A 22,574-nucleotide genomic window follows, 5' to 3' on the forward strand; every position below is an offset into this window, starting at 1 on the left:
GTCCGCAGCGCTGAGGAGTGAGCGGAGGCCAGGAAGAGCCGACAGGACGTCGGCGAAAGGACGGCCTCGCCAGGGACGGCGAGTCCGGACGGTCCGTCGGCCGCAGTGAGTAACGAAGGCACCGCGCGCAGCGTGGCGCGAAGGCAGCCGGACGCCGGGATTGTTAAGGGGCGGGCGTCCGCCCCTTGACGCGTCCGCCCGCTCGGGCAAGCTGAAACTCCCCAACGCCTGGCGGGCGAAACCTTACTCAGTGCCAGCCCGCAGCCATGCGAAACCCACTCAGTGTCAGCCCGCCGCTAGCGTAACCTGACCCCAGCCCGCCGCCAGGCAAAACCAGCTAGCCATGCGTAACCAGCCCCAGCCCGCCGCCAGGCGAATCCCAACAGAGCCCTGCCTGTTAACTCACTAACATCAACTCCCTCTCTTCGCTCATCGGCTTATTCAGCAGCGACAGCAGAATATTTTTCACAGCCTGTGCCGAAGGCGACAACGGTAAACGGGCGGAGATGTTCAGTGATAGCGGCAAACTCAGTGACGGGCTGTTGATGCGCGCCATCCAGGCATGGGTCGAGCCGACCAGCGAACGTGCGGCGGATTCCGGCAGCACGGTGACGCCCATACCACTGGAGATCGCTGCTGTCAGCGTGGAGATCGACTCGATTTCACCGATGATCCGCGCACTCAGGCGACGCAATGAAAATGCCTCATCGACACGTTTGCGCACTGCACTGTAGTCGCGCGGCAGGAACAGACTCATCTGCGCCACATCAGCCAGATCGACGCTGGCACCCGGGCAGTCGGTAGCCCCCACCAGATAGAGCTCCTCTTTCATCAGCGGCATACTGTTAATTCCGGCGGTCGGCGCACGGTCGTACAGCACCGCCATATCCAGCTGACCGTTCATCACTTTTTCATTCAGCGAACTGCCGCTGTTTTCATGCAGGTAAACCAGCACTTCCGGGAACTGATCGCGTACCGTCTGCAACAGCGGCATGGTCAGCGAGGATGCGGCGGTACCCGGTGCCAGGCCGATCGATACCTGGCCACTCAGCACCTGACCGGCATTGATTACCGCGGTTTGTGCCTGCTCACACTGACGCAGAATAGTACGCGCGTGGGCGTAGAGAATCTTACCGGCTTCGGTCGGCGTTACGCCGCGCTTGGTGCGGATCAACAGCTGTTGATCCAGCTCGTTCTCCAGCGTCGCCACCTGCTGGCTGAGCGCCGGCTGGGCGATGTGCAGCACTTCTGCCGCCTGAGTCAGACTGCCGATATCGACGATTTTAACAAAGTACTTCAGTCGTCTTAAATTCATCTTGCCTCCGTCACTAACCCCGAATAGCGAAATTGGTCTGAGCCAATCACCTTGTTGCTAAGGAAATTGCAAGATGCAGGCCAGGTTTAGTCAGCACAGCCGTTGCTCTAACCAGAATTTTCCTAACGCGCCGGAAAATAAGCGTTTCTGATTACCTCATAAGAGTTAATAAGCAGCGGCGATAGCCGCACGGAAGCGTAAAGCGCACCAGGCGCACCGGGATAGTGCAGGCGCTGCGAGTCAGATGTGCATAAAAGTGATGACCGGCAGACTGTTTTAGTGCAGCGGCAGCCTGAAAACGCGCAGAGAGTCTGGCTTCAGGCGTCGCGGATGCAGAAAGAAGTGTAAACGCTATCAGTGGGATTTCTTATCTTTAGCGGGAATCTGGCGGCAATTCGGCAGGATTAAGATGAACCTTGCCCTCTCTGCCAGGCAGCAGAGAGGGCAAGGCATGCGCCCGCTTTCCGGCGGCGCAACGCCGGGAGTGAATCAGCGTTTTTTACGGTTGCGATGCATATCAATCGAAACCGCAGCAACAATAATGATCCCTTTAATGATGTCCTGAATATAAGCATCGACACCCACGAAGGTGAATCCGCTCTTAATCAGGCCGAGGATCACGGCACCGATCAGCGTACCGGTAATGCGACCAACACCGCCCATCAGGCTGCTGCCACCGATCACGGCTGCGGCAATCGCATCCAGTTCGTAGGACATCCCCATGCTCGACTGTCCGCTACTGACACGAGCGGCCAGCACCACGCCCGCCAGGCCCGAAAGTGCGCCGGCGATGGAATAGACGATGATCAGGTATTTATTAACGTTAATGCCGGAGACTTTGGCGGAAGTCATGTTGCCGCCGATGGCGTAAACATATTTACCGTAGCGGGTATGCTTCAGCGCGATATGGAACAGCAGCGCCACCACCAGGAAAATCACCACCGGCATCGCACCCTGACCGATAGAGGTAAAGCCATCGGAAAGGAAGCTGATCGGGTTACCCTGGGTGTAATACTGTGCCAGACCACGCGCCGACACCATCATGCCGAGCGTGGCAATAAATGGCGGGATACCGGTGCGGGTGATCAACACGCCATTCACCACGCCGCACAGTAAGCCGACGCCGATACCGGCGGCAATCGGGATCGCTGCCGGCATATTCACCAGCGACGGATACATCGGCGACAGGCTATCCGAGGTTTGCGCCAGACTGGCGGCAACTACGGCCGTCAGGGCGATGACCGACCCGGAGGAAAGGTCGATACCGGTGGTAATGATCACCTGGGTGACGCCGACCGCAATAATCCCGATGATCGCCACCTGCAGAACAATCAGGATCAGGCGGTTGGTGTTGAGCAGAAAAGACTGGTCACGCACGTACCAGCCGAACATTTCAAAAATTAACGCAATCCCCACCATCACCACAAAAATGCCGGTATCTTTCGGCAATTTGTGACGCAGACTGGCGAAAAAAGAGGGTTGCTGCGGTGCTGCCGGAGTGGCAGTGGCTTTCATATTGCTCATAGTTGTCTCGCGCCTCACTCGGATGCCAACGACAAAATGGTTTCCTGATCGGCCTCTTCTTTATCGAGGATGCCGGTTATACGCCCGCCGTGCATCACCATCACCCGGTCGCTCATGCCGAGAATTTCCGGCAATTCAGACGACACCATAATGATGGCCACGCCACGGTTGGCGAGTTCACTGATTAAGCGGTAGATCTCCGCTTTAGCCCCGACGTCGATACCGCGCGTCGGTTCATCCAGAATCAGGATCTTGGGTTGCGCCAGCAGCCAGCGGGCAATCAGGACTTTTTGCTGGTTGCCGCCGCTGAGGTTGTTGATGATCTGATCCATGGTCGGCGTTTTGATATTGAGTCGCCGGATTTGATCCATACAGTCCTGCGCCATCTTCACATGGCTGACAAAACCACTTTTTCCGCTGTACTCCGGCATGTTGACGATGCTCATGTTCTCCATCACCGACAGCACCAGAAACAGCCCGGACTTTTTGCGATCCTCGGTGAGAAACGCCATCCCTTTTTCAATCGCGGTGGAGGGCGAGTCGATATTGACCGGTACGCCATCAATCAGAATCTCACCGCTGTCGAAACTTTCCATACCGAACAGGCTTTCCATCACCTCGCTGCGCCCCGCACCCACCAGCCCGGCCACGCCAAGGATCTCGCCACGGCGAACGCTGAAGTTGATGTCGGTGAAGCGGTCTTTGCAGCTCAGGTTGCGAACCGTCAGCACCTCTTCACCAATGGCATTGTTGAATTTCGGGAACAGCTGGGTCAGTTCGCGCCCCACCATCTGGGTGATTAATGACTGGCGGGTATATTTCGCCGTCTGGTCGCTGCCAATCCAGCTGCCGTCGCGGAAAATACTCACTTCGTCGGTGATGGTGAAAATTTCATCCATCTTGTGACTGATATAGATGATGGCTTTGCCCTGCTCCCGCAGGTCACGAATGATGGTAAACAGATGCGCGACTTCGGTTTCGGTTAACGCGGAGGTGGGCTCATCCATAATCACGATGTCTGAATCCCAGGAGACCGCTTTGGCAATTTCCACCATCTGCTGCGAGGCGATACTGAGATCGCCAACCATGCTTTCCGCTTTTAACCGGATGTTGAGCCGGTTGAGTAGCGTCTGGGTCAGCTGATTCAGTCGGGCATGATCGACAAAGCCAAACTTCATCGGTTCGCGGCCCAGCCAGATATTCTCCGCTACCGTCATGTACGGCACCAGGTTCAGCTCCTGGTGGATCATCGAAATACCGGAACGCAACGCGTCCATAGTGTCCTGAAACTGCACCGGCTCCCCTTTAATGCGAATGGTGCCCTTATCGGGACGATACATCCCGATAAGGCACTTCATTAAAGTGGATTTGCCCGCGCCATTTTCGCCCATCAAGGCATGTACCGTTCCCGGACGCACCCGCAACGAGACGTTGTCGAGTGCTTTCACGCCGGGGAAGAACTTGCTGATGCCTTCGGCTTCAAGCGCAAAAGCGGTCATACATCACCTCCGTACAGCTGGGTCGGGAACGATTATTTCAGGTTACGCTGGGTAAACTGTTCCATGTTTTCTTTGGTGATCAACTGGTAAGGGATATTGATAATCTTCTGAACCTTCTCGCCTTTCGCCAGCTTCACCGCGGTCTGTACCGCACCTTCACCCTGGCCCTGCGCATCCTGGAAGACGGTCGCGATCATTTTGCCCTGCTTCAGCATCTGCAACGCATCGGGCGTGCCATCAACGCCAGCAATCAGAATCTTGTCCGGATTTTTGCCCAGCGCCTGTAAGGCACCGATCGCCATTTCGTCGTTGTTAGAGGCGATAGCATTAATTTCATTACCGGCGGTCATCCAGTTGCTGACCACATCCACCGCGTCGTTACGCATGAATTTTGCGGTCTGCTTCTGCACAATTTTGATACCCGGGAATTTCGCGGCAACCTCTTCAACCCCTTTGGTACGGTCACGGGTCGCTTCATTGGCCAGATCGCCCATCAGAATGGCGACGTTGCCTTTGCCGTTCATCGCTTTAGCGAGGGCTTCCATCTGTAAGCGGCCAGCCAGCTCGGAATCGGAACCGACATAAGCCATTTTGTCTGTCAGCTCAGCCTGTGGACGACGGTTAACGAAGATCAGTGGGATGCCGGCTTTGGTTGCCTGATCCATAATCGGTTTCACCGCGTTGGTATCGACCGGGTTGACGATGATGGCGTCGACGCCCTGACCGATAAAGGTCTGAACCTGTTGCAGCTGCTGTGAAACGTCACCTTTTGCATCTTCGATCTGGCCTTTGACGCCATCTTTCTGCATCTCTTTCTGCATTGAGGTGCGGAGAATGGTCAGAAAGTTGTCATCAAACAGTGCCATAGAGACACCGACAGAGAGATCTTTTGCCATGACGGCGGCAGGCAACATGCAGGCTAACAGTGAGGCGACAATCGTTCTTTTAATGTTCATAGGGACCCTTCTTATTTGTTAACTTGCTCAGTGGCTGACACTGCGAATGAAAAATATCTTTTACATTCATCCAACCGGGCTGGCGTCTGTTTCGTTAAATTTGAGGTAAGACTTCCGGTTCTGGCTATTTTTGTGACCGACCACTCCTTTTCACAATCACTTGATTCACAAACAGTTAATTTCAAAATGTTGTTTTACTTTTTCACAACAGTTGCGTCCGTGATGATAAGCAGTTTATTTATTCCATATAATCACGTTTTGAAATTTTTATCATAAAAGCACTGAAATGATTGTTTTAACATCGCCAAATAACAAAACTTTGACATGCATCTAACATCTGTCAGGAAATGCCCTTAAATTGAGATCCTGTTGGCAGTTTGAAAAGTCACCGAAAACCCTAAAAAAACGCCGATCCGCTGCTTTTACGAGCATCTGAACGCAATTCATCAAAGAGGGCTTTGACAAGCTGAACCCACGCCGCTAATATTCGCCCCGTTCCAGCAATTCCTCTGTAGTTCAGTCGGTAGAACGGCGGACTGTTAATCCGTATGTCACTGGTTCGAGTCCAGTCAGAGGAGCCAGAATTAGAAAAGCCCGCTCAGGGAAACCTGAGCGGGCTTTTTACGTTTTTGGTCACGGCGGCATGGCATCCCCGCCTGAATGGTTTACACCTCAAACCCGAAGTGAGAGCCGTCCGGCAGTTCCACCACCAGCCGCAGCTTACCCCCTGCCGCATCGATATAGCGCTTGAGCGTGGAAAGCTTCAGGTCGCGGCCCGGCTTCTCCATACCCGCCACGGTAGGCTGTGTAATACCCAGCGCCTTTGCCATTTCGACCTGTGTTTTCTGGACTTTCTCGCGCAGTTCGGCAAGGTGAATGTTGAGCAGGATATCCGTCGCCATCGCCTGTGCGTCGGCAACGACTTCCGGTTTTTCATCCGCAATAAGCTGTTCAAGCGTTCTACCCATCTGGTTACTCCTCATCTTTAAAGCCATTCAGCCAGTGTGTAAATTCCCGATCGGCAACCGGAAGCATCTCCCGATAAAAACGCGTTTCATTGCCCACCTTATTTCCGGCACAAAGCACAATCGCCGTGCGGTTCGGGTCAAAAGCAAAGAAAGCCCTTATCGGCTCGCCGCGACTCTGAATACGCAGCTCTTTCATGTTGATATAAACAGAGCCCTTTAGCGTATCGGCATATGGCCTGGATAACCCCGGCCCCTTTTCGCGCAACACCATTAATCCTGCCAGTACACAGGCGCGATCGCTCTCATTAAGCAAGGTAAACCAGCGATCAAATCTCTCCGTCGTTTTAATCATCCACACGGGATCTCCTTAATAATATAGGTCAAATGCTATATAGGTGTAAAGCGATAATCGAGTGTGATGCAGGGGGATTTCAGATGCCTGTGCCTTTAGTGCAAAGTGAGAGAGGCGTTCAGCAGGGTCAGTGATGAATCCATACAACCTTCATCGATTTGCGAGCAGTACCAGATTTGTTATGGGGGTGAGATGATGTGAGGCGTTGTTATCAATAAGAAAACCCGCTCAGGCTTCCCGGAGCGGGCTTTCATTTTGTTCGCGTCGCTTCCCTGCCAATACAGAGTGACGCTTTTAGCGCGTGATTACTTCAGTGCAATCCGCACGATTTCGTCCGTGCCCTTAGTCGATGAGTCCTTGTTAAACTCCGCCTTCAGGGTGACATAGAGCGTGTTGTTGTCCGGGCCAATCAGCAGGCTGTTAGGACTTTTATCAAACGCCCAGCTCTTTTTCACCGCGTAGGTAGTGGCGTCCAGCTGCAGCACTTTTTTCGATTCGCGCTGGCTGATGTAGAGCTCATTACGCTGCGCATTGAATTTAATACCCAGCGCGTCACCTTCAATACGTTTGATCACCTTCCCGCTGCGTTCATCGAACACCAGCGTGGTTTTGGCTTTGGAATCGTCCGTGACAAACAGACGACCGGTGGCCGGATCTTCCGCCATATTAAGGAACAGGTACTCTTTGCCATCACCGGCGGTCAGGCGTTTTTCGATTTTGTGACTGCGCGGATTGATCACCAGGATTTCACCGGAACCGTTGGCGGCATAAATACGTTCGGTCAGCGGGGAATAGAGGAGACCGGTGACCCACTTACCGGCATTTTTAATCTCGGTTTTCAGCTTAAAGGTTTTGGTATCCACCACCGAGATATAGCCAGGATCGGCAACGCGACCGACATAGAGCTCGTTACCGTGCCACAGCACTTCGCGCGCCCCGGCCGGATAACCTTCTTTGCTGATTTTGCCAGGGAAGACCAGACGCTGCAGCACTTTGCCACTCTGCGCGTCGACTTTAGAGATCGCACCATCCAGTGAGTTGGTGGTGTAGAACACGCTGCCCTGCTGATCGATGGCGGTCCCGAAGTTTTTCATGTCGGTGTGGGTTTCACCTTTGGTCGCCAGCGTGGCCGGATCGAGGCGATAGATCATGCCGCCATTCACATCCTTAAACGCCTGAGCGCTGGCAACAAACAGCGCTTCAGAAACCGGTGAATAGACCATTTCATACAGACCGTCCCCCAGAGCGCGTTGCGTTATCGCCGTATCAACCGGTTTTGCTGCTTCAGCAGCAGGCGCATCGACTTTTTTGGCTGGGGCCTGACAGGCGGTGAGGCCAAAGGTGGCGGCGATGGCCAGAGCAACAGTGGCTTTGCGCGGACTAAACAACGATTTCATGCGTAACTCCATCAAGGGATGAATCGCACCGGTCCAGTGTGACCGGGCAAAAGAATGAGAATCATACGCATTATCAACCGGTAATCCAATCTCATCGCTGATTTCTGTTCTCTTTCCGCCTGAATGAGCTGGTGTCCTGCGCCATAGGCCGTTTTTGATGACGTGAGGCTTAACGCAATGGTGCGGCATCGCGACCTCAGTTCAGAACCGTTGCTGTAGATTCCGGCGCGGTCCTGACACCTCTGACCGGTGACGGGGAGATGCAGGAAAGCAGGTGCGCCAGGCGGCGGCGCCCCGCGCCTGACACGCCCTGCGCTGAGCCAGCTTTATTCTGCCAGGGTCGGAATCTCCCCCAGCGCGGCAATGGCCCGATCGCTGTAACCGGCCTGGCGCAACGGTGTTACCACTTCATCAGCCAGATCCGGCACATAACCGATTAACAGGTCACCCGCATCGTGCAGAATCACCTCATCCAGCGCGGCAGGCAACAGCAGTGATTCCGCCCGACCCATCTCTACACTGACGCCATTGGCTTCTACCCTCAGCGGCTCACCAGGGTTGGAAAGAATACGCGCGCTGTTGAAGCTGAAGCGTTGTGTCTGGCTGAACTGCCAGCGCTCCAGCGCAAAATAAGGACTGGCACAGCAAAACCGCCGCGTCAGATCCGCACTGTTCAGCGTCAGGCCCGGCTGAGGTTCGCAGCGCAGCTCCGGCCGCAGTTCCTGTAACAGCGCATCAATGTTCTGTTCCCACTCCGCCTGGCTCAGACGCGAGCCGTCTTCCATTTTCCACGGCATGGCGTGCTGCTGGATGTCGGAGGTCTGTTCGATTTCATAGATCAGCGTGTCGGGACCAAAGCTGTGCAGCATCCCGCCAGGGACGTAGAAGGTATCACCGGTTTTGACCGGCACCCGATGCATCACCGCATCGTAATCTTCCGCCAGCAGCGCCGCTTTGAGCCGGGCATGATCCACACCGGCGCGTACGCCCAGCAGACAGGTGGCATCCGGCGCCGCCCACAGAATATGCCAGGCTTCGGTTTTGCCGTTTGGCTGCTGCTCAAGACGCTGCGCCGCTTCATCATCGGCGTGCAGATGCACCGGCAGCATTCCGCTGCCATCGATAAATTTACTCAGCAGCGGAAAGTGCGGACCGCGCCAGCCGGGAGCGACGATGTCATCAGGGTAACGGGTGATCAACTCGCGCAGGCTGGTGCCCGCCAGTTCGCCGTTGGTGACCGAGGCGATCATGCCGTCGACATCGCTGATCTCCCAGGTTTCGGCTACGCGTGAGTCCGGCAGCCCTGCTTTACCCAGCTGCTGCCGGATACGCTGGCCGCCGAAGATGTGGGTGGCGAGTGGTGTTGTCAGCTTTAATGGATAGGCTTTCATTTTTCCTCCTTCACCTGTCAGAGACTTTTGATGCGGCCGCTCGTGATGGCGGTTTTCTCTTTCGAATGGTCAGAGCGCTGGTAACGCTCTTCACTGTGATGAGGTTTTGGCTGCCTTGTTACTGAGCCAGCAAACCCGGTTTGCGCTGGTCGCTGCTGAGGATAGTGTGGACGCTCTGTCATCGGTTTCTCCTTTTTAAGCGCGCGAGCGGCTGATTGATCAGCGTCTCGCCAGTGAGAATCGGTGCTGAATCGTTACTGATAAGCCAGTAAGTTTAGCAGCCGTCCCTGAGGCGCAAGGGCGATGAAGAGAAGTCCTGTGTGAGCGCAGCGCTTTTTGGCTGCCAGGCAGGAGCGGGAACTGATTACGCTTTCTGCAATCGATCGCATCCGGTGAAAAAGGCCATTGCGCCTGCGGCAGAAATCAGTAAACTGCGCGCCATCAACCGATTCCTCTGTAGTTCAGTCGGTAGAACGGCGGACTGTTAATCCGTATGTCACTGGTTCGAGTCCAGTCAGAGGAGCCAGATTTAGAAAAGCCCGCTCAGGGAAACCTGAGCGGGCTTTGTGATAATTTCTCCCTCCTTTACGGCAATTTCTCTTACCGGGAAAGCACAGATGCTGGATAAAAAAGTCAGTCAGGCTTAACTGGCCGGCATTGCGCCTCGGCGTATTTTTTGTCAGGACTTCTATATCAGGAAACAACCGACCCGGTGATTAGCGTATATTTCTCCCAAAGTTTTTCTTTGCTTTCGGCTAGTTCGGGTAACAGCGGAATACATTCCACCGGACACACTTGCTGACATTGTGGTTCATCATAATGACCCACACATTCAGTGCAAAGGTTTGGGTTAATCACATACAGTTCATCTCCTGCGGAAATCGCGCTGTTAGGGCACGCCGGACGGCAAATATCACAGTAGATACACTCTTCAGTAATAGTAAGTGACATCGTGCAGCCTTATGATTTCCAGGGTGGGTTGAAAGGAAGCTGTACATTTTCCGGTGCTGCCGTGCGCGCGACGTTAAGTTCCTGGGCAAGTAGCCCGAAATAACTGTCCAGCGCGGTCAGCTCAACCACACCCGACTCTCCAAAACGCGCTTTGAATGCGTCATAGGTGGCATCCTGCACCATATGAGTTTTATGAAGTTCGGTGACAAACTGATAGGTAATGGCTTCATCGTGGGTCATATGCGGAGGTCTGCGCTGTGCCGCCAGGGCATCGGCAGTTTCACGGGTCACCCCTGAGCGTAAGGCAATCGGCTCATGGATATACCACTCGTAGGGCGATTGCATTTCACGTCCGGCAATCAGAATGGCGAACTCACGGATGCGTTTAGGCAATTCGGAAGTGAAACGCACGTGCTCACCCAGCATCTGAACACGCGTCAGTAATTCCGGGCTTCTCAGTAACACTGAAAACGGCCCGAAAATACAACCGCGCGGTCCGGCACTGATTTTTTTAATCGCGGCAAGTTGCTCCGGGCTGGCCTTCTGCGGATCCATATCTGGCAATCTGTCCAGGCTCAGGTCGCTGTCAGAAAACCTGACTTCATCACACTGTGCGGGCCATTTCAGCGGGTCGCTGATTTTCTCTGCCTGTGCAGCATGCGCCGCACCGTTTGCCAGTAAAAATGCCATCGCCACTGCTGTTTTTTTAAACGTATTCATTTCTGACTTCTCTGTTTATTGTAGATATTGGCCTCAACGCTGAAGCCCATTTTTCTGAACCCGCCACCCGGCAGCGCCCAATGTTCCTTATGGAACCTCGTGGAAAGCATCAAGCTCATAACACAACGCATAAATGCCGAAGAGCAACTTGTGATGGCTCAGATCTATCCCCTGTTTACGCGCCGACTCACACTGAGCAAAAAGACATATATCCGCCATCACAGGAGAAGCACCACAGCAAAACGGCTGGTGTACGGCTCTCTGCGACAAGGTTTCTTCTGCCACTTGCAGGGATTCGTCCAGCCAATGCAGCTTCCACTGACTGATATCGGTTTCGGTCATGTCAGACGCACGCAGTCTGTCTGCCACACGACGGGTGATCAGCGGGTGATAATCGGCCGCGAACAGCGAGGCAAAACTCCGGCAGGCGGCCCGCTCCAGCGGATCGCGAGGCAGTAAGTCGTGCCCGGCACGGATATCGTTCAGGTATTCGATAATGGCCAGTGACTGCGTCAATATCTGACCGTTGTGCATTAACAACGGCAGCTTTCTTTGTGCATTGAGTTCGCGGTAAGAGGAGGTAAGATGCTCCCCCTGTTGTAAATCGACCTCAACATATTGATAGCTAATGTCTTTTAAACGCAATGCAATGCGTACCCTGTTCGTCGCAGACGACGTGCGGCAACCGTAGAGCCTGATCATAAGCTGTCATCCGCCGTCTTGAGTGAGCCACGCTTAATCACACCCACGAGCCATTTGAAGAAGCCTGGTGCCTGCAGGAGGATCATAAAACCAAACGCGGCCTGATAGGCTATTTGCGGATAATGACCTGCGACATCCATTGGCCAGAATCCAATGATCACCCCGAACAACGTTTGCGTGAGAAAGGCACCGAACAAGATAAGCAGATTGAGACAGGTTGCCGCGCGGCCGGTCATTGCCGGTGACACATTTTGCGCGACGATGGTGTATTCAAGGCCAGCGATGGTGCCGATGAGTGTGAAGCCTATCGACAATGCGGGAAGCAAAGGCACGATATTTAATGCACAAAGCACCTGCACGGCCAAAAACAGCGCAATACCGATTCCCCCCACGTCCAGCGGTTTAATGTTAAATTTTCCGGCCCATTGTGTTACCGCTCCCACGGACAATGACCCCACCACGACCGCGCCCATGCCAATGAAAAGATAAACGGAGGTTTCCGCGATGCTGTACTGCCCGACATCCTGCAACCATTTGCCCATCCACAGTCCCTGCAAACCAAAAGCGACAGTGTGCGGGAGCAGCAACAGACTAATCACTTTGCGAAACGCCCGGTTTTTATATACCTCAAGCAATGAGGCGAGGCTCGGCCACTTCACCATTTTGTGTTCAACAGGATCTTTCGGTACCCACAAGGCGATGGCCAACATCACCATCAGCGTGATGCCTGCCATGACAAAAAACAGCATCCGCCAGGAGATAAATCCTACCAGCCAGGCAACCGGCAAGGTTGACAACATCGCGCCCAGTCCACCTGCCGCCAGAAGATACCCATGAATCGAGGGTAATTTGCCTACCGGCACCCAAAATGACAGCACTTTAATTGAGCCCATAAAACATGCCGCCAACCCCAGCCCGATGAGTATTCTCGCCAGCAATAAGGTGGTGAAGCTGTGCCCGATACCAAACAGCACCGCCCCAGCCACCGCCACGCCAAGCAGAGTAAGCTGCACACGTTTCGGACCATAACGATCAAGCGCCAGCCCGACAGGCAACTGCGCCAGAGAAAATGAGAAGAAATACGCACTGGATAAAATGCCGAGCTGCCCGGCCGACAGCGACATTGCCGAAATCAAAAAGGGTGCTAATACCGCATTAATATTCCTGAACAGAAATGACGTACAATGTCCGAAAGCAAACGGTAAGAAAATGTGCGTCATTACTTTTGATGCGCTCAGCGACGGAGACGAAGATATTTCAGCCATGATGATACCTTTAATAATTAAGTAATTTATTTCGAATGAGGCGAGTAGGTTTTATCTCCATCGTTTCGTAATAATGTTCCCTGCTTTGCCATACCCGGCAAATTCTGGATCACATACAAAACCAGATTTTCATCCTCCTGATTAATAAACTGATGCTCACTCCATGCCGGCACATATATAACGTCACCGCTGGCAAACGGCGTCGGGGAGTTATTATCCAGCACCAGTTCCCCCTTTCCGGATATCACCACGTACAGATGCCAGAAAGAGTGAGAGTGTGGCGTAGTGCGGTCGCCGGCAGGAATAACCTGAACGGTGACAGACAGATCATGCAAGGTTTCTCCCTGCTTCTCGCGATGGGGATTTTCAAGAAACAGTGCACCACGGGCCGTGAATTCTTCAGTTTGCAGGGCCTGCAAAATAGATGACTGCTTCCAGATGACGCTCTCTTCGCGAGGCCGCTGGTTATCCTCCAGATAGCGACTGAATGAACGCAAGTTTCCCGGCTGTAAGACGTTCTGTTCAGTCATGCTGATGCCTCCACCGGTGTCGTGAGCGGATATTCCTGACGGACGAGACGGCGCAGGCAACTCTTCACGCTGATATTCGCATCCTCAAACTGTCGCGAGGGCAAATGTGGGCGAGGCAAGGCGTGGGTATAGTAATGTGGACCTTCGACGGGGAAACCGATCGCCCAAAGATTTTCGTCGGCCACTCCGCTGGCATTAATCGGATGCAGCTCTCTGTCTACCGCCATCCCCCCCGGATGATAATCACCATTCATATAAGGCGTAATGAGTCCGTTCCTGAGCAGATTACGAGTAAGCTCGCTGCCATCCGTCAGAGGGGAATATGCGTCGAGTCTGGCGATAATAATGGCGTCTACCGGGCTCTGGTAATTTTGCCGGGTAAACTGGCCGCGCAGTACGAAGCGGGACTGGCTTTCATCGCAAACAATCCTGGTCGCCGGACCGCCACCCAGTGTGACGACACCGGCCGCAAACAAGGCGAGTAGCTCCTGGTTTCTGCGCAGCGGAGGGCCGAAAGAGATGCGATTAATAATCGGATTAAAGGATTCGATAAAGTAACGGTGTGATTCTGGTGTCAGCCCGTTCCATTCAACCGCCCGGCGCAAGGCTTCCCGCACATCGCGCAATACATCGGTCGCCGCCTTTAACGGGCTGTTCATATTGCCTGATTTAGCCTGTTGCAGGTCATGATTAACCATCTCAAGGAAGAATGCACACCAGGACGGGTAGTCATCAAAGGTCCGGTTGCGCAGCGGCCAGAGCACCTGCTCAATCTGCGCAACAACATGTTCGTCGGCGCTGAATGTCTCCGGATCCAGCCGTGTCTGCATCAGCGCGCACTGCCAGGCATAAGCCATCTCTTTAATTAAGAGGGGCAATATCTGCGATTGGAAATCGATCTGTTTTGAATTCCGTTCGGCAATATTGCTGGCAGCGATCGCCTCTACCACCGCAGGCGTCAGAAATTGCCCGGTATGACGACCGGTTAGCCCCTTCTGATTAATACCCCTGCCCGCAAACGGCAGACACTGGCGTGAGGAGAGCACTATTTCCGGCTCCCTTCCCGAGGCGATATATTCAAGCCCGTCACCGGATTTGATATAGCGTCCCCCGCGCCCGAGGGTCAGCGCCGAAATCGTGTCATGCGCCGTCAGGCCGAATCCCTGAATAAGCACCCGGCATTTTGCCGAAAGCGTATCAAGCCGCTTAACCGGATAGGGAGAAGCGTGATAAGCCAGCAGCGGATTGCGATCACGATGACGCTCGCAAAATGCTGAAAAATGGCTATCGCTGTGCGTGGTTTTACGGTATCCGTGCCCGGTGGTCAGGAAAACGAAATCACAGGCAATACGTTTTCCGTCTTGCAGAGTGACGGTAAAACGTTCGTCTTTAGTCAGGTTTACGGCAAACTGACGATATTCGGTAATCGTGATATTTTCCGGTAAAAGTTTAAGCAAACGCTGATAGTAATCTGTGAGGTATTCACCCAGCAGCGATCGGGGCAAATACTCCATATCCGTCAGCTCTGCCCCGACGCCATTTTGCGTAAAGGTATCGTTATCACGCCGGTAACCCGCCGTTTTTGCCCACTGAATAAACGATTCGCCTCCGGCCTTCAATGCCTGGCTGTTACCTGCAAACAAGGTGATTTGAGAGGAGACCGTATTCACCAATAAATGCTCAGGTTGTTCTGCCGGATGGCTCCCCTGCCCCGGATTTCCCGGATTAATAATATGCAGGTGAATAGGATCCTGAATAGCATCGTTAATGACATTTTCGATAATACGGTCAAGGACATTCAGGCCACGAGGACCAAAACCAATAATAGCGAGATGATTAACGCGCACGGATCTCTCCTTCTGGCGGAAGGTGGAGTTGTACAATATTTTCTTCGCCCTTAAAGCGCGGGAATAACGTTCGCACCTGGGGATCATGGCCGGGAATAATGCAGGTAAGGTCGGATACAAGCTGCTTCAGGGTATTATGCGCCGCCAGCATGTCGGGAATGTCCATCACGATTGGAAACGGCGTTGAGGCATCGACATGGTGCCAGTAATGCGCAGAATCGCTGGCCAGGACAATTTTGCCACGCGCTGTATTTACCGTGACAATTTGCAACCCTGCGGTGTGCCCCCCCACAAGCTGCGTATGAATACCCGGTAAAATTTCCTCATGCCTGCCGACATAGCGCACTTTACCTTGATGCAGACGATAAACCGCATTGGCAATATTCTCGGGATCATAAGGCGCTCTCACATAGCGGTGCAGCATGTGTCTGCCGGTGCAGTAATGCATCTCTTTTTCCTGCATATACAGCGTGGCATTGGGAAAGGCCTTCAGATTGCCGATATGGTCATAATGCATATGCGTGACAATAATTTTTCCAATGCGGTTTGCGTCAACATCCAGCTTTTGCAACAGCGACTCTGGCGAACCGTAATAATGTCGATCACGTTTCACGGCCAGCTCGCGATTAAATCCGGTATCCACCATCAGCAAGGTATTTTCATGGCGAATTAACCAGCAATAAAAATCCAGCGGCATATCACTGTTATCGTGTTCATCGTGCGAAATAAAGTTTTCATTACGCGATCGGTTTTTATGCTCTGCATAGCGCAGCGCATAGACTTCATATTCAGGTATCATTTTTAATTCCGGGCAGTTTATACAGTGACGATTCTGGCCATTTCTTCGAAAGGCGTGGTTTTGTCTTTATTTTCGAAAAAGAAATGTGACTCACCAAAGGCAGGTCGCAGATGGTCCAGCCACGAGGCCTGCGGATCATATCTGGCAAAGAAGGGCCGACGTACCCAGTCCGGGTTACGCGCCTGAAGAAATTGCAGCGCAAAGACTTTCTCGCCACGGATTTCTGTTATCCCATCAATCATGACTTTACCGGGGAAGGCACTCATTGAAGGGCCGCGCACCGTCCTCGCCAAACCGGATACCGACTGATAAGCTTGCTGGAATATTTCCCAGGCCTTAAAGAGAGGAAGCCCAAAATATTCATTGGGGCCGGTATCCCGCTCGACAAACATGTAATAAGGGATAGCGCCGAGACGTACACCGGTCGTCCACAGGGTCGCCCACCCTTTTGGATCTTCATTAATATGGCGGATAAGTGGAGATTGCATTCTCACCGTAGCACCGGTGGCAATAATACGCTTCAGCGCAGCCTGGGCTATTTCAGGCTGGATCTCCTGAGGGTGATTATAGTGTGCCATCAGGGCAAGATTTTTCCCGGCAGCCACAACCTCTTCGAACAAGCGTAATACATCGTCAGCGTCTTTATCGGTAACATAGCGCTGCGGCCAGTAAGCCACCGACTTTGTACCGATACGAATATTCTTGATATGGCTAAGCTCAGGAATAAGCAGAGGACGAATATAATCACCCAGAGCGCGCGCATTCATAATCATTGGATCGCCGCCGGTGATTAATACATCGGAAACTTCAGGATGACGCTTGAGATATTCAACCAGCAGGGCGGAAGTGCGCGCCTCAAATTTAAGTTCATCCATGCCCACAAACTGCGGCCAGCGGAAACAAAAGGTGCAATAAGCATGGCACGTTTGACCTGCAGAAGGGAAAAATAGCACGGTCTCTTTGTATTTGTGCTGAAGCCCCTGCACTGCCTCACCGTTGAGCATAGGAACATTATGTGTAAGCTGACCCGCCGGGTGCGGATTCATACGATGGCGGATCTTATTAATGATCGTCTGCAATGTCGCTTCGTCTTTATTCTGACGAAGAGCATCACTGAGCTGGGAAAATTCATTTTCCCTTAGCATTTCACGATGCGGGAATGTCAGACGAAAAATAGGGTCATCGGGGATATTATCCCAGTCGATAAGTTCATCGAGGATATATTGATTGACACGAAAAGGTAATACCTGACTCAGCACCTCAACGGTATGTTTCATTTCGGGAGTGAACTTTTCCCATTGAGGGGCTTTACTGATAGTACGTTGGGTATAAGGGATAAACTTCGTTACGGCTGTCATTTTTATTACACACCTTGCCTTCAATTTTAAAACATGATTAATGGCCCTCGAATGGGGCGCATTTTTATTACTGATATTTATTTTTTATATTCACCGGGTACAGACAACAACAACAGCGAATCCATTAATTATCTAATTTTTCACCCACTGTGGCCGGCTTACTCCTCGTATAAGGCCATAAGCCCCATAACACAGCAGTTCAACTACGATCAGAGAGGAAAAAATACCCACTGAAAGCATCAGGCCATAATCAGCGATGTGAAAGAGGTAAAAGACTGCAACAGGCGTCACCAGCGCAGTGAAGATACTGAAATTAATCACACCAAGACGGTTATTCGTCATCAGGACAGAACGACAATATCCGCGGACAATCCACATTGTCGAAACACCAACAATAGCGATAAAAAAATACGCATTCATATATAACACTTTACTGTCTGCCGGAAACAAATTAAAGCTACCCAGAATGAAACACAATAATATAAACAACACCGGCGCAACCAGACACTGAACGCTGAGAAATGTGAATAGTGATTTTGCCGGCGGCTGGTGGCCCAGTATCTTGAGCAGAATACTTTCGATATCAAGCACCGAGCCTATCGAAATACATATCATCCCGAAGGTCAGCGGCCAGTATTTTAAAACAGTGTCTCCTTCGGCGACTTGCCCCAAACAGATCACAACGATGATATTACTCATCAGTGATGAAGCTGACATAAGGAAAGCCGAAGCGTACGGCGCTAACAGCGCAGCATAGTGATGACCTGTGCTGTCATATAAACGAATGCCCTGCCAGCGTACCATAATGAACAACAGGGCCGCCTCGGTGTATGCTCCGCAAACCAGCGCCACAATGGCCGCCATATCGACAGGAACCTGAAATCGGGTCAAGGTAAAACACCCGATGACCGAGACCAGCACCCGCACTAAAGAAGCCCGGCTCATTAGTGCAGTTTTTCCTTCCAAAATACAGCATCCCTGCAAATACCTCCTGACGGCTACGGCCAATAATGAGAGTGAAAAGAAATGCGTGATGAATACAATATGTGGCGTCATCTTCGAACTGAATATTGAGACGGCAATATTGAATATAACAAAGACACTGACAGCCAGCAGCATGGCGAATATCAGCGTCTCCCTGCTCTTCCTTATTTTGATAACCACTGCACACAAAGGAAAAACAAAGGCATTGGCAAACATAAAGGTACTCAAGGCTATGGCATAATCTCCGGACGCCTGCAGACTATAGGCGGACAGAATGACCGAAATAAGCGGCAACTCCAGATTAAGTAAGCTAATACTGATTGCGCTTGGCCACCACAGCCTCAACATACCCCATGTATTCATTCCGTGACCTCATTACCGACCTGTTGCATACGCTGATAAGGAATATATTGTTCAACCAGCCAGTGATAATCTTCTTTCAGAGACGAATAAGAGGATCCCCAAAGCAGGACACCGCCAATACGGTCGCGAACACTTTGCGGGCGAACAAGCAGCGAACCCTGCTTCACTTCCCACACCGTTTTATATTCATTTACGATGTTGATGTCTTTCGTCAGGTCGGCACATTCCCCTTCCCGATGGGGGTACCACACCCAGGCGGCATAAGTTTCTGACTGTGGCACCGGTTTCTGCCACTGCCCCATTTGTGAACGAAAATGCTGCTCTTCAATATTACTTCCGGAGCAGAGTGCATGCATTTGTGGGATCCAACCGCCCGGCGCCCGCGCTGCAATCTCTAAAAATACGATACGGTTATCCTGTGTGAGGAATGCTTCGAGGTGCGTGGCCCCGTCCGGCACATAGCCCAGAGCATCAAATACGCGTTGATTGTATTCATAAAACTGCTGATACAACGGGTCATTTTTTTCCAGCGGCAGGCTACCAATAGGTTTGCCCTCAATGAATTCCGCATTCGGATAGCTGTATTGACAGATATAAATCTCTTCGATTTTGCCGTTAAAAATCAGCGAGTCGATATGGTAAAGACGCCCTTCGATAAACTCATCGAGCTCATAGTTCGCGACGACACGGTTATCACTGCACCAGCGGCGTAACGCGGCAGGATCTTCAATTTTAGCGATCAGCTCACTCCCCGCCGAGTCAATCTGCTTGGCGAAAACGGGATACCCCACGGCCTTCTCAATCTGCTGACAATATTTTTCCGGCTCACGCTGATACTCTGCTGGCGAGAATGGCAGCACTCTGGGAATAGCTATGTTCCCGGCTTCCATTACCGCTTTCATACGCAGCTTGTTGATGAATGGCTCTATTTGCGCAAATGTCGCGCCCTTAATAGCCAATATTTCACGCAACCGGGCAGCATGGCCGAGGAAATACTCGTCATTAGTGATGATGCTGACTTCAGACATATCGCTGATATGGCGCTCAGCGAACAAATCGCGGCAAGCCTGCTCGAGATTGTCGACGGTAAAAGGGTCGCAAATTTTGATATCGTCAAAACAAACTTTTTGATCTTCAGGCAAATTTCCCCATCCCTGATGTCCGGTAAGCAAACAGACCGAAAACCGATCGCGGTCGATTAATTTATTCCAGTCAGCACGAAAGGTGACAATATTTTGAAGAATGATAAATGTTTTCATATTAACAATTCTCAGGCGAGCCCTGCTTAATAACCGTTGACCAGTCGTGAGTGTTTACTGTCTTGCCATAAAAATCAGTCACTGTCGCGGTGTCGGTATTCCAGTGTTCGCTGGGGACAACGACTTTTCCGGATGCGCTGGGAATATCGATAACATGCTGCGGGAAGGCCAGACCGGAAAGTTCATTGCGTAATTGCGTCATGATCGCCATTTCATCTTCCAGGCTCATAACAAAGCGACGCGTAGAGGTCACTTCCTGACCATGATAAATATAATAAGGTCGTACACCCAGTTCGAATAAACGCAGGAACAGCGTTTTAAGTGTTTCTTTATTATCGTTGATGGTTTTTAAGAAAACGGTCTGCGTTAACATCACATAACCCATTTTTCTGAATGCATGAATCAGCTCGATGACTTCAGGCTGAAGCTCATCGGGATGATCAATATGCAGGCTTAAATAGACCGTTGGTTTTGCTTTTGCCAACTCTTCCATTAATTCCATACGTACTTTGCCAGGGTTTTGTAACGGATAACGCGTATGGATCCTCACCACCTTAACATGTTCGATTTCTTTCAACTTGTTAAACAGGTATTGCAATCCTTTCGGGTTGGTCAGAGGGTCACCCCCGCTGGCAATGACTTCATAAATGGTCGGATCATTGGCGATATACTCTACAATATCATCGATCTGAGACATTTTAAGTCTGCCTTCAACGTCCAGACCTACTCCGACACGATCCTGACGTTCGCAATAACGACAGTTGGCCGCACAGGTATAAGAGAGCAATACCAGCAGCTGACCATCATATTTTCTTACCGTGCCGAATACCGGTGTCGAGGTCTTTTCATTTAATAAATCCACATCCAGATTAGCCGGCAAGGTTTCATATTCTGGGTTAAACTCATACATATCTCTGATTGCGACGCTTTTCTTAATCAGCTCTCTTAAATAAGGCGTGGTTTTTTCAGAGAATCGGGTTTCTTCTTCAAATTGTTTAATGTCAATCATATTATCTTTAGACATGCTCATAACCTTTGTATTTAGTAGGGTACAGAGTGCTCGCCGGAATTTTCATTAACGCAGTTTCTGACAGGTAGCCCGTTCATTTTTTGTCGAACCAGTTCAGCGGATTTGGTTCGCATTTCGAGAAAAGATTCTTCCGTATAAAAAGCGGAGTGTGCGGTCAGCAGCACGTTATCCAGCGTTCTGAAGCCGTCGGGAATATCGGGTTCATTTTCCAGCACGTCCAGACCAGCAGCTGCCACTTTTCCTGATTTGATGGCTGAAAAAAGGGCGTCAGAATCAATAATTCCGCCGCGCGCCGTGTTGACCAGCAAAACACCCATTTTCATCATGTCGAATTCGGCGTGTGACAACAGATGGTGAGAAGTGCGGTTTAAAGAGGCATTCACGGAGATGATGTCTGAGCTAGTCAGAAGCTCTTGCAGAGATTCGCAGCGAAAGACACCATGCGTTTTATCCAGCCCGCTGACCGCATAGGGATCGTAGAACTGTACATTCAGACCAAACGCCGCCGCCCTTCTGGCAACCGCACCACCGATACGACCAAAACCGATAATGCCTAATTTACGGCCGCGCAGGCGATAGAGCTTTTTGACACTTGCCCAATCCCAGCCACCTTGTTTGACGTGGATATGGATCTCTTCAAGTTTTCTCGCAATGCCCAGCAGCAGTGCCAAAGCATGGTCGGCAACTTCCTCCGTGCCATAATCCGGAATATTAAGCACAGAAATGCCCAACTCACGAGCAGCAGAGATATCAATATTGTCAAAACCCACCGCCGCTTTAACAATGGTTCGGCAATTTTTTAAACTGGATAAAAATGCTTTATCGAAATTAACGGCGGGTACACATGCCCAGATAATAAGATAATTGACTTCTGAAATAAAATTTAAAGGAATTTCACTTACATGGCTAATATGCAGTAACTGAACATCATGCCCGGCTAATATCTGTTGTTCGACAATAGCTGTGTTGAAATGCTTTTCAGTCGTTGAATCGATGATTAAAATCTTTTCTTTACTGATGTTCAAATTACCGTCCTTAATAAGGGAACCAAATGATGTATTTAAGCGCCATAACCAGGATATATTTAATAAAAACTCTTCGCCATTGCTGAAATCAGACATTTATAGCCTTGACTCCACCAGGCGACGGCTTACGCTGCCTGGAAGGTTAAGAATGAAAAAATATCTCATTTATTAATAATTTTTTATCTGCTCAATGACGTTTTCGCTCGAGACGACCGGCCGATGAAAGTTAATTTTTCGGAAAATCCTCACCGCCAGACGTTTTTTCGTACGCATATTTCAGTCAGGATTTTTCCGATAAGCAATATTTACCAAAATGAAAAACATGATACAATTTCATTA

20 protein-coding genes and 2 tRNA genes are annotated in these 22,574 nt (G+C 51.3%); 2 read left to right on the forward strand and 20 right to left on the reverse strand.

Annotation, left to right across the window (positions count from 1 at the left end):
- Positions 1-397 precede the first annotated feature (397 nt).
- From nac to WFK59_RS08085, 4 genes are all read right to left on the reverse strand, one after another.
- Positions 398-1,315 carry a nitrogen assimilation transcriptional regulator NAC gene (gene nac / locus WFK59_RS08070; protein WP_336755545.1) on the reverse strand — a complete coding sequence of 306 codons (918 nt, stop codon included), beginning with the start codon at positions 1,313-1,315 and terminating at the stop codon, positions 398-400.
- A gap of 489 nt (positions 1,316-1,804) precedes the next feature.
- Entirely contained in the window at positions 1,805-2,830 is a 1,026-nt protein-coding gene (locus WFK59_RS08075; RefSeq protein WP_233988156.1) for an ABC transporter permease, read from the reverse strand.
- 23 nt (positions 2,831-2,853) lie between these two features.
- On the reverse strand, positions 2,854-4,338 hold the full coding sequence (locus tag WFK59_RS08080; protein WP_336755546.1) for a sugar ABC transporter ATP-binding protein: 1,485 nt from the start codon (positions 4,336-4,338) through the stop codon (positions 2,854-2,856).
- 32 nt (positions 4,339-4,370) lie between these two features.
- Positions 4,371-5,294 (reverse strand): sugar ABC transporter substrate-binding protein, encoded by a 924-nt coding sequence (locus WFK59_RS08085; protein ID WP_233987743.1) that lies wholly within the window; start codon positions 5,292-5,294, stop codon positions 4,371-4,373.
- Between the two features lie 505 nt (positions 5,295-5,799).
- On the opposite strand from WFK59_RS08085, the gene WFK59_RS08090 reads away from it, so the two are divergent.
- Positions 5,800-5,875, forward strand: a tRNA-Asn gene (locus tag WFK59_RS08090).
- An 84-nt stretch (positions 5,876-5,959) separates the two neighbouring features.
- Here WFK59_RS08090 and WFK59_RS08095 read toward each other — a convergent pair.
- From WFK59_RS08095 to WFK59_RS08110, 4 genes are all read right to left on the reverse strand, one after another.
- Positions 5,960-6,262 (reverse strand): helix-turn-helix domain-containing protein, encoded by a 303-nt coding sequence (locus tag WFK59_RS08095; RefSeq protein WP_233987742.1) that lies wholly within the window; start codon positions 6,260-6,262, stop codon positions 5,960-5,962.
- Positions 6,263-6,266: 4 nt separating this feature from the next.
- Positions 6,267-6,620, reverse strand: a complete 354-nt coding sequence (locus WFK59_RS08100; RefSeq protein ID WP_336755547.1) for a type II toxin-antitoxin system RelE/ParE family toxin — start codon at positions 6,618-6,620, stop codon at positions 6,267-6,269.
- Positions 6,621-6,919: 299 nt separating this feature from the next.
- Entirely contained in the window at positions 6,920-8,011 is a 1,092-nt protein-coding gene (locus WFK59_RS08105) for a YncE family protein (protein WP_336755548.1), read from the reverse strand.
- A 326-nt stretch (positions 8,012-8,337) separates the two neighbouring features.
- Positions 8,338-9,402, reverse strand: a complete 1,065-nt coding sequence (locus tag WFK59_RS08110) for a class I mannose-6-phosphate isomerase (protein ID WP_336755549.1) — start codon at positions 9,400-9,402, stop codon at positions 8,338-8,340.
- 450 nt (positions 9,403-9,852) lie between these two features.
- On the opposite strand from WFK59_RS08110, the gene WFK59_RS08115 reads away from it, so the two are divergent.
- A tRNA-Asn gene (locus WFK59_RS08115) sits at positions 9,853-9,928 on the forward strand.
- A 167-nt stretch (positions 9,929-10,095) separates the two neighbouring features.
- On the opposite strand, the gene WFK59_RS08120 is transcribed toward WFK59_RS08115, so the two are convergent.
- From WFK59_RS08120 to WFK59_RS08175, 12 genes are all read right to left on the reverse strand, one after another.
- Positions 10,096-10,353, reverse strand: coding sequence for a YfhL family 4Fe-4S dicluster ferredoxin (locus tag WFK59_RS08120; RefSeq protein ID WP_233987738.1), 258 nt, complete (start codon positions 10,351-10,353; stop codon positions 10,096-10,098).
- A 9-nt stretch (positions 10,354-10,362) separates the two neighbouring features.
- A complete protein-coding gene (locus tag WFK59_RS08125; RefSeq protein WP_233987737.1) occupies positions 10,363-11,073 on the reverse strand; it encodes a carboxymuconolactone decarboxylase family protein in 711 nt (236 codons plus the stop codon).
- 87 nt (positions 11,074-11,160) lie between these two features.
- Positions 11,161-11,775 (reverse strand): maleylacetoacetate isomerase, encoded by a 615-nt coding sequence (gene maiA / locus WFK59_RS08130; protein WP_233987736.1) that lies wholly within the window; start codon positions 11,773-11,775, stop codon positions 11,161-11,163.
- Complete coding sequence (locus WFK59_RS08135) at positions 11,772-13,040, reverse strand: MFS transporter (RefSeq protein ID WP_233987735.1); 1,269 nt, start codon at positions 13,038-13,040, stop codon at positions 11,772-11,774. Before WFK59_RS08135 ends, maiA begins: the two co-directional genes overlap by 4 nt.
- 26 nt (positions 13,041-13,066) lie before the next feature.
- Positions 13,067-13,570 carry a cupin domain-containing protein gene (locus WFK59_RS08140; RefSeq protein WP_336755550.1) on the reverse strand — a complete coding sequence of 168 codons (504 nt, stop codon included), beginning with the start codon at positions 13,568-13,570 and terminating at the stop codon, positions 13,067-13,069.
- Positions 13,567-15,417: an FAD/NAD(P)-binding protein gene (locus tag WFK59_RS08145; protein WP_336755551.1), complete on the reverse strand. Its 1,851-nt coding sequence runs from the start codon at positions 15,415-15,417 to the stop codon at positions 13,567-13,569. The genes WFK59_RS08140 and WFK59_RS08145 overlap by 4 nt, the downstream gene beginning before the upstream one ends.
- Positions 15,407-16,216, reverse strand: a complete 810-nt coding sequence (locus WFK59_RS08150) for an N-acyl homoserine lactonase family protein (RefSeq protein WP_336755552.1) — start codon at positions 16,214-16,216, stop codon at positions 15,407-15,409. Before WFK59_RS08150 ends, WFK59_RS08145 begins: the two co-directional genes overlap by 11 nt.
- A gap of 17 nt (positions 16,217-16,233) precedes the next feature.
- Positions 16,234-17,574 (reverse strand): KamA family radical SAM protein, encoded by a 1,341-nt coding sequence (locus WFK59_RS08155; RefSeq protein WP_336755553.1) that lies wholly within the window; start codon positions 17,572-17,574, stop codon positions 16,234-16,236.
- Positions 17,575-17,706: 132 nt separating this feature from the next.
- A complete protein-coding gene (locus WFK59_RS08160) occupies positions 17,707-18,921 on the reverse strand; it encodes a hypothetical protein (protein WP_336755554.1) in 1,215 nt (404 codons plus the stop codon).
- Entirely contained in the window at positions 18,918-20,180 is a 1,263-nt protein-coding gene (locus tag WFK59_RS08165; RefSeq protein WP_336755555.1) for an ATP-grasp domain-containing protein, read from the reverse strand. The genes WFK59_RS08160 and WFK59_RS08165 overlap by 4 nt, the downstream gene beginning before the upstream one ends.
- Before the next feature lies 1 nt (position 20,181).
- A complete protein-coding gene (locus WFK59_RS08170; protein ID WP_336755556.1) occupies positions 20,182-21,204 on the reverse strand; it encodes a KamA family radical SAM protein in 1,023 nt (340 codons plus the stop codon).
- Positions 21,205-21,221: 17 nt separating this feature from the next.
- The gene (locus tag WFK59_RS08175; protein ID WP_336755557.1) at positions 21,222-22,331 is read right to left on the reverse strand and encodes a C-terminal binding protein; all 1,110 of its coding nucleotides are present in this window, start codon (positions 22,329-22,331) and stop codon (positions 21,222-21,224) included.
- Positions 22,332-22,574: the final 243 nt, after the last annotated feature.

Origin of the sequence: Pantoea sp. USHLN298 (assembly GCF_037149395.1) — a bacterium.
Lineage (GTDB): Bacteria > Pseudomonadota > Gammaproteobacteria > Enterobacterales > Enterobacteriaceae > Pantoea > Pantoea astica.

Coding starts and splice junctions, on each gene's coding strand:
- WFK59_RS08085 (WP_233987743.1), bottom strand. CDS start 5,294: ATGAACATTAAAAGAACGATTGTCGCCTCACTGTTAGCCTGCATGTTG.
- WFK59_RS08165 (WP_336755555.1), bottom strand. CDS start 20,180: ATGAAAACATTTATCATTCTTCAAAATATTGTCACCTTTCGTGCTGAC.
- nac (WP_336755545.1), bottom strand. CDS start 1,315: ATGAATTTAAGACGACTGAAGTACTTTGTTAAAATCGTCGATATCGGC.
- WFK59_RS08075 (WP_233988156.1), bottom strand. CDS start 2,830: ATGAAAGCCACTGCCACTCCGGCAGCACCGCAGCAACCCTCTTTTTTC.
- WFK59_RS08110 (WP_336755549.1), bottom strand. CDS start 9,402: ATGAAAGCCTATCCATTAAAGCTGACAACACCACTCGCCACCCACATC.
- maiA (WP_233987736.1), bottom strand. CDS start 11,775: ATGATCAGGCTCTACGGTTGCCGCACGTCGTCTGCGACGAACAGGGTA.
- WFK59_RS08135 (WP_233987735.1), bottom strand. CDS start 13,040: ATGGCTGAAATATCTTCGTCTCCGTCGCTGAGCGCATCAAAAGTAATG.
- WFK59_RS08080 (WP_336755546.1), bottom strand. CDS start 4,338: ATGACCGCTTTTGCGCTTGAAGCCGAAGGCATCAGCAAGTTCTTCCCC.
- WFK59_RS08105 (WP_336755548.1), bottom strand. CDS start 8,011: ATGAAATCGTTGTTTAGTCCGCGCAAAGCCACTGTTGCTCTGGCCATC.
- WFK59_RS08150 (WP_336755552.1), bottom strand. CDS start 16,216: ATGATACCTGAATATGAAGTCTATGCGCTGCGCTATGCAGAGCATAAA.
- WFK59_RS08140 (WP_336755550.1), bottom strand. CDS start 13,570: ATGACTGAACAGAACGTCTTACAGCCGGGAAACTTGCGTTCATTCAGT.
- WFK59_RS08120 (WP_233987738.1), bottom strand. CDS start 10,353: ATGTCACTTACTATTACTGAAGAGTGTATCTACTGTGATATTTGCCGT.
- WFK59_RS08125 (WP_233987737.1), bottom strand. CDS start 11,073: ATGAATACGTTTAAAAAAACAGCAGTGGCGATGGCATTTTTACTGGCA.
- WFK59_RS08160 (WP_336755554.1), bottom strand. CDS start 18,921: ATGAATACATGGGGTATGTTGAGGCTGTGGTGGCCAAGCGCAATCAGT.
- WFK59_RS08155 (WP_336755553.1), bottom strand. CDS start 17,574: ATGACAGCCGTAACGAAGTTTATCCCTTATACCCAACGTACTATCAGT.
- WFK59_RS08175 (WP_336755557.1), bottom strand. CDS start 22,331: ATGTCTGATTTCAGCAATGGCGAAGAGTTTTTATTAAATATATCCTGG.
- WFK59_RS08170 (WP_336755556.1), bottom strand. CDS start 21,204: ATGTCTAAAGATAATATGATTGACATTAAACAATTTGAAGAAGAAACC.
- WFK59_RS08095 (WP_233987742.1), bottom strand. CDS start 6,262: ATGGGTAGAACGCTTGAACAGCTTATTGCGGATGAAAAACCGGAAGTC.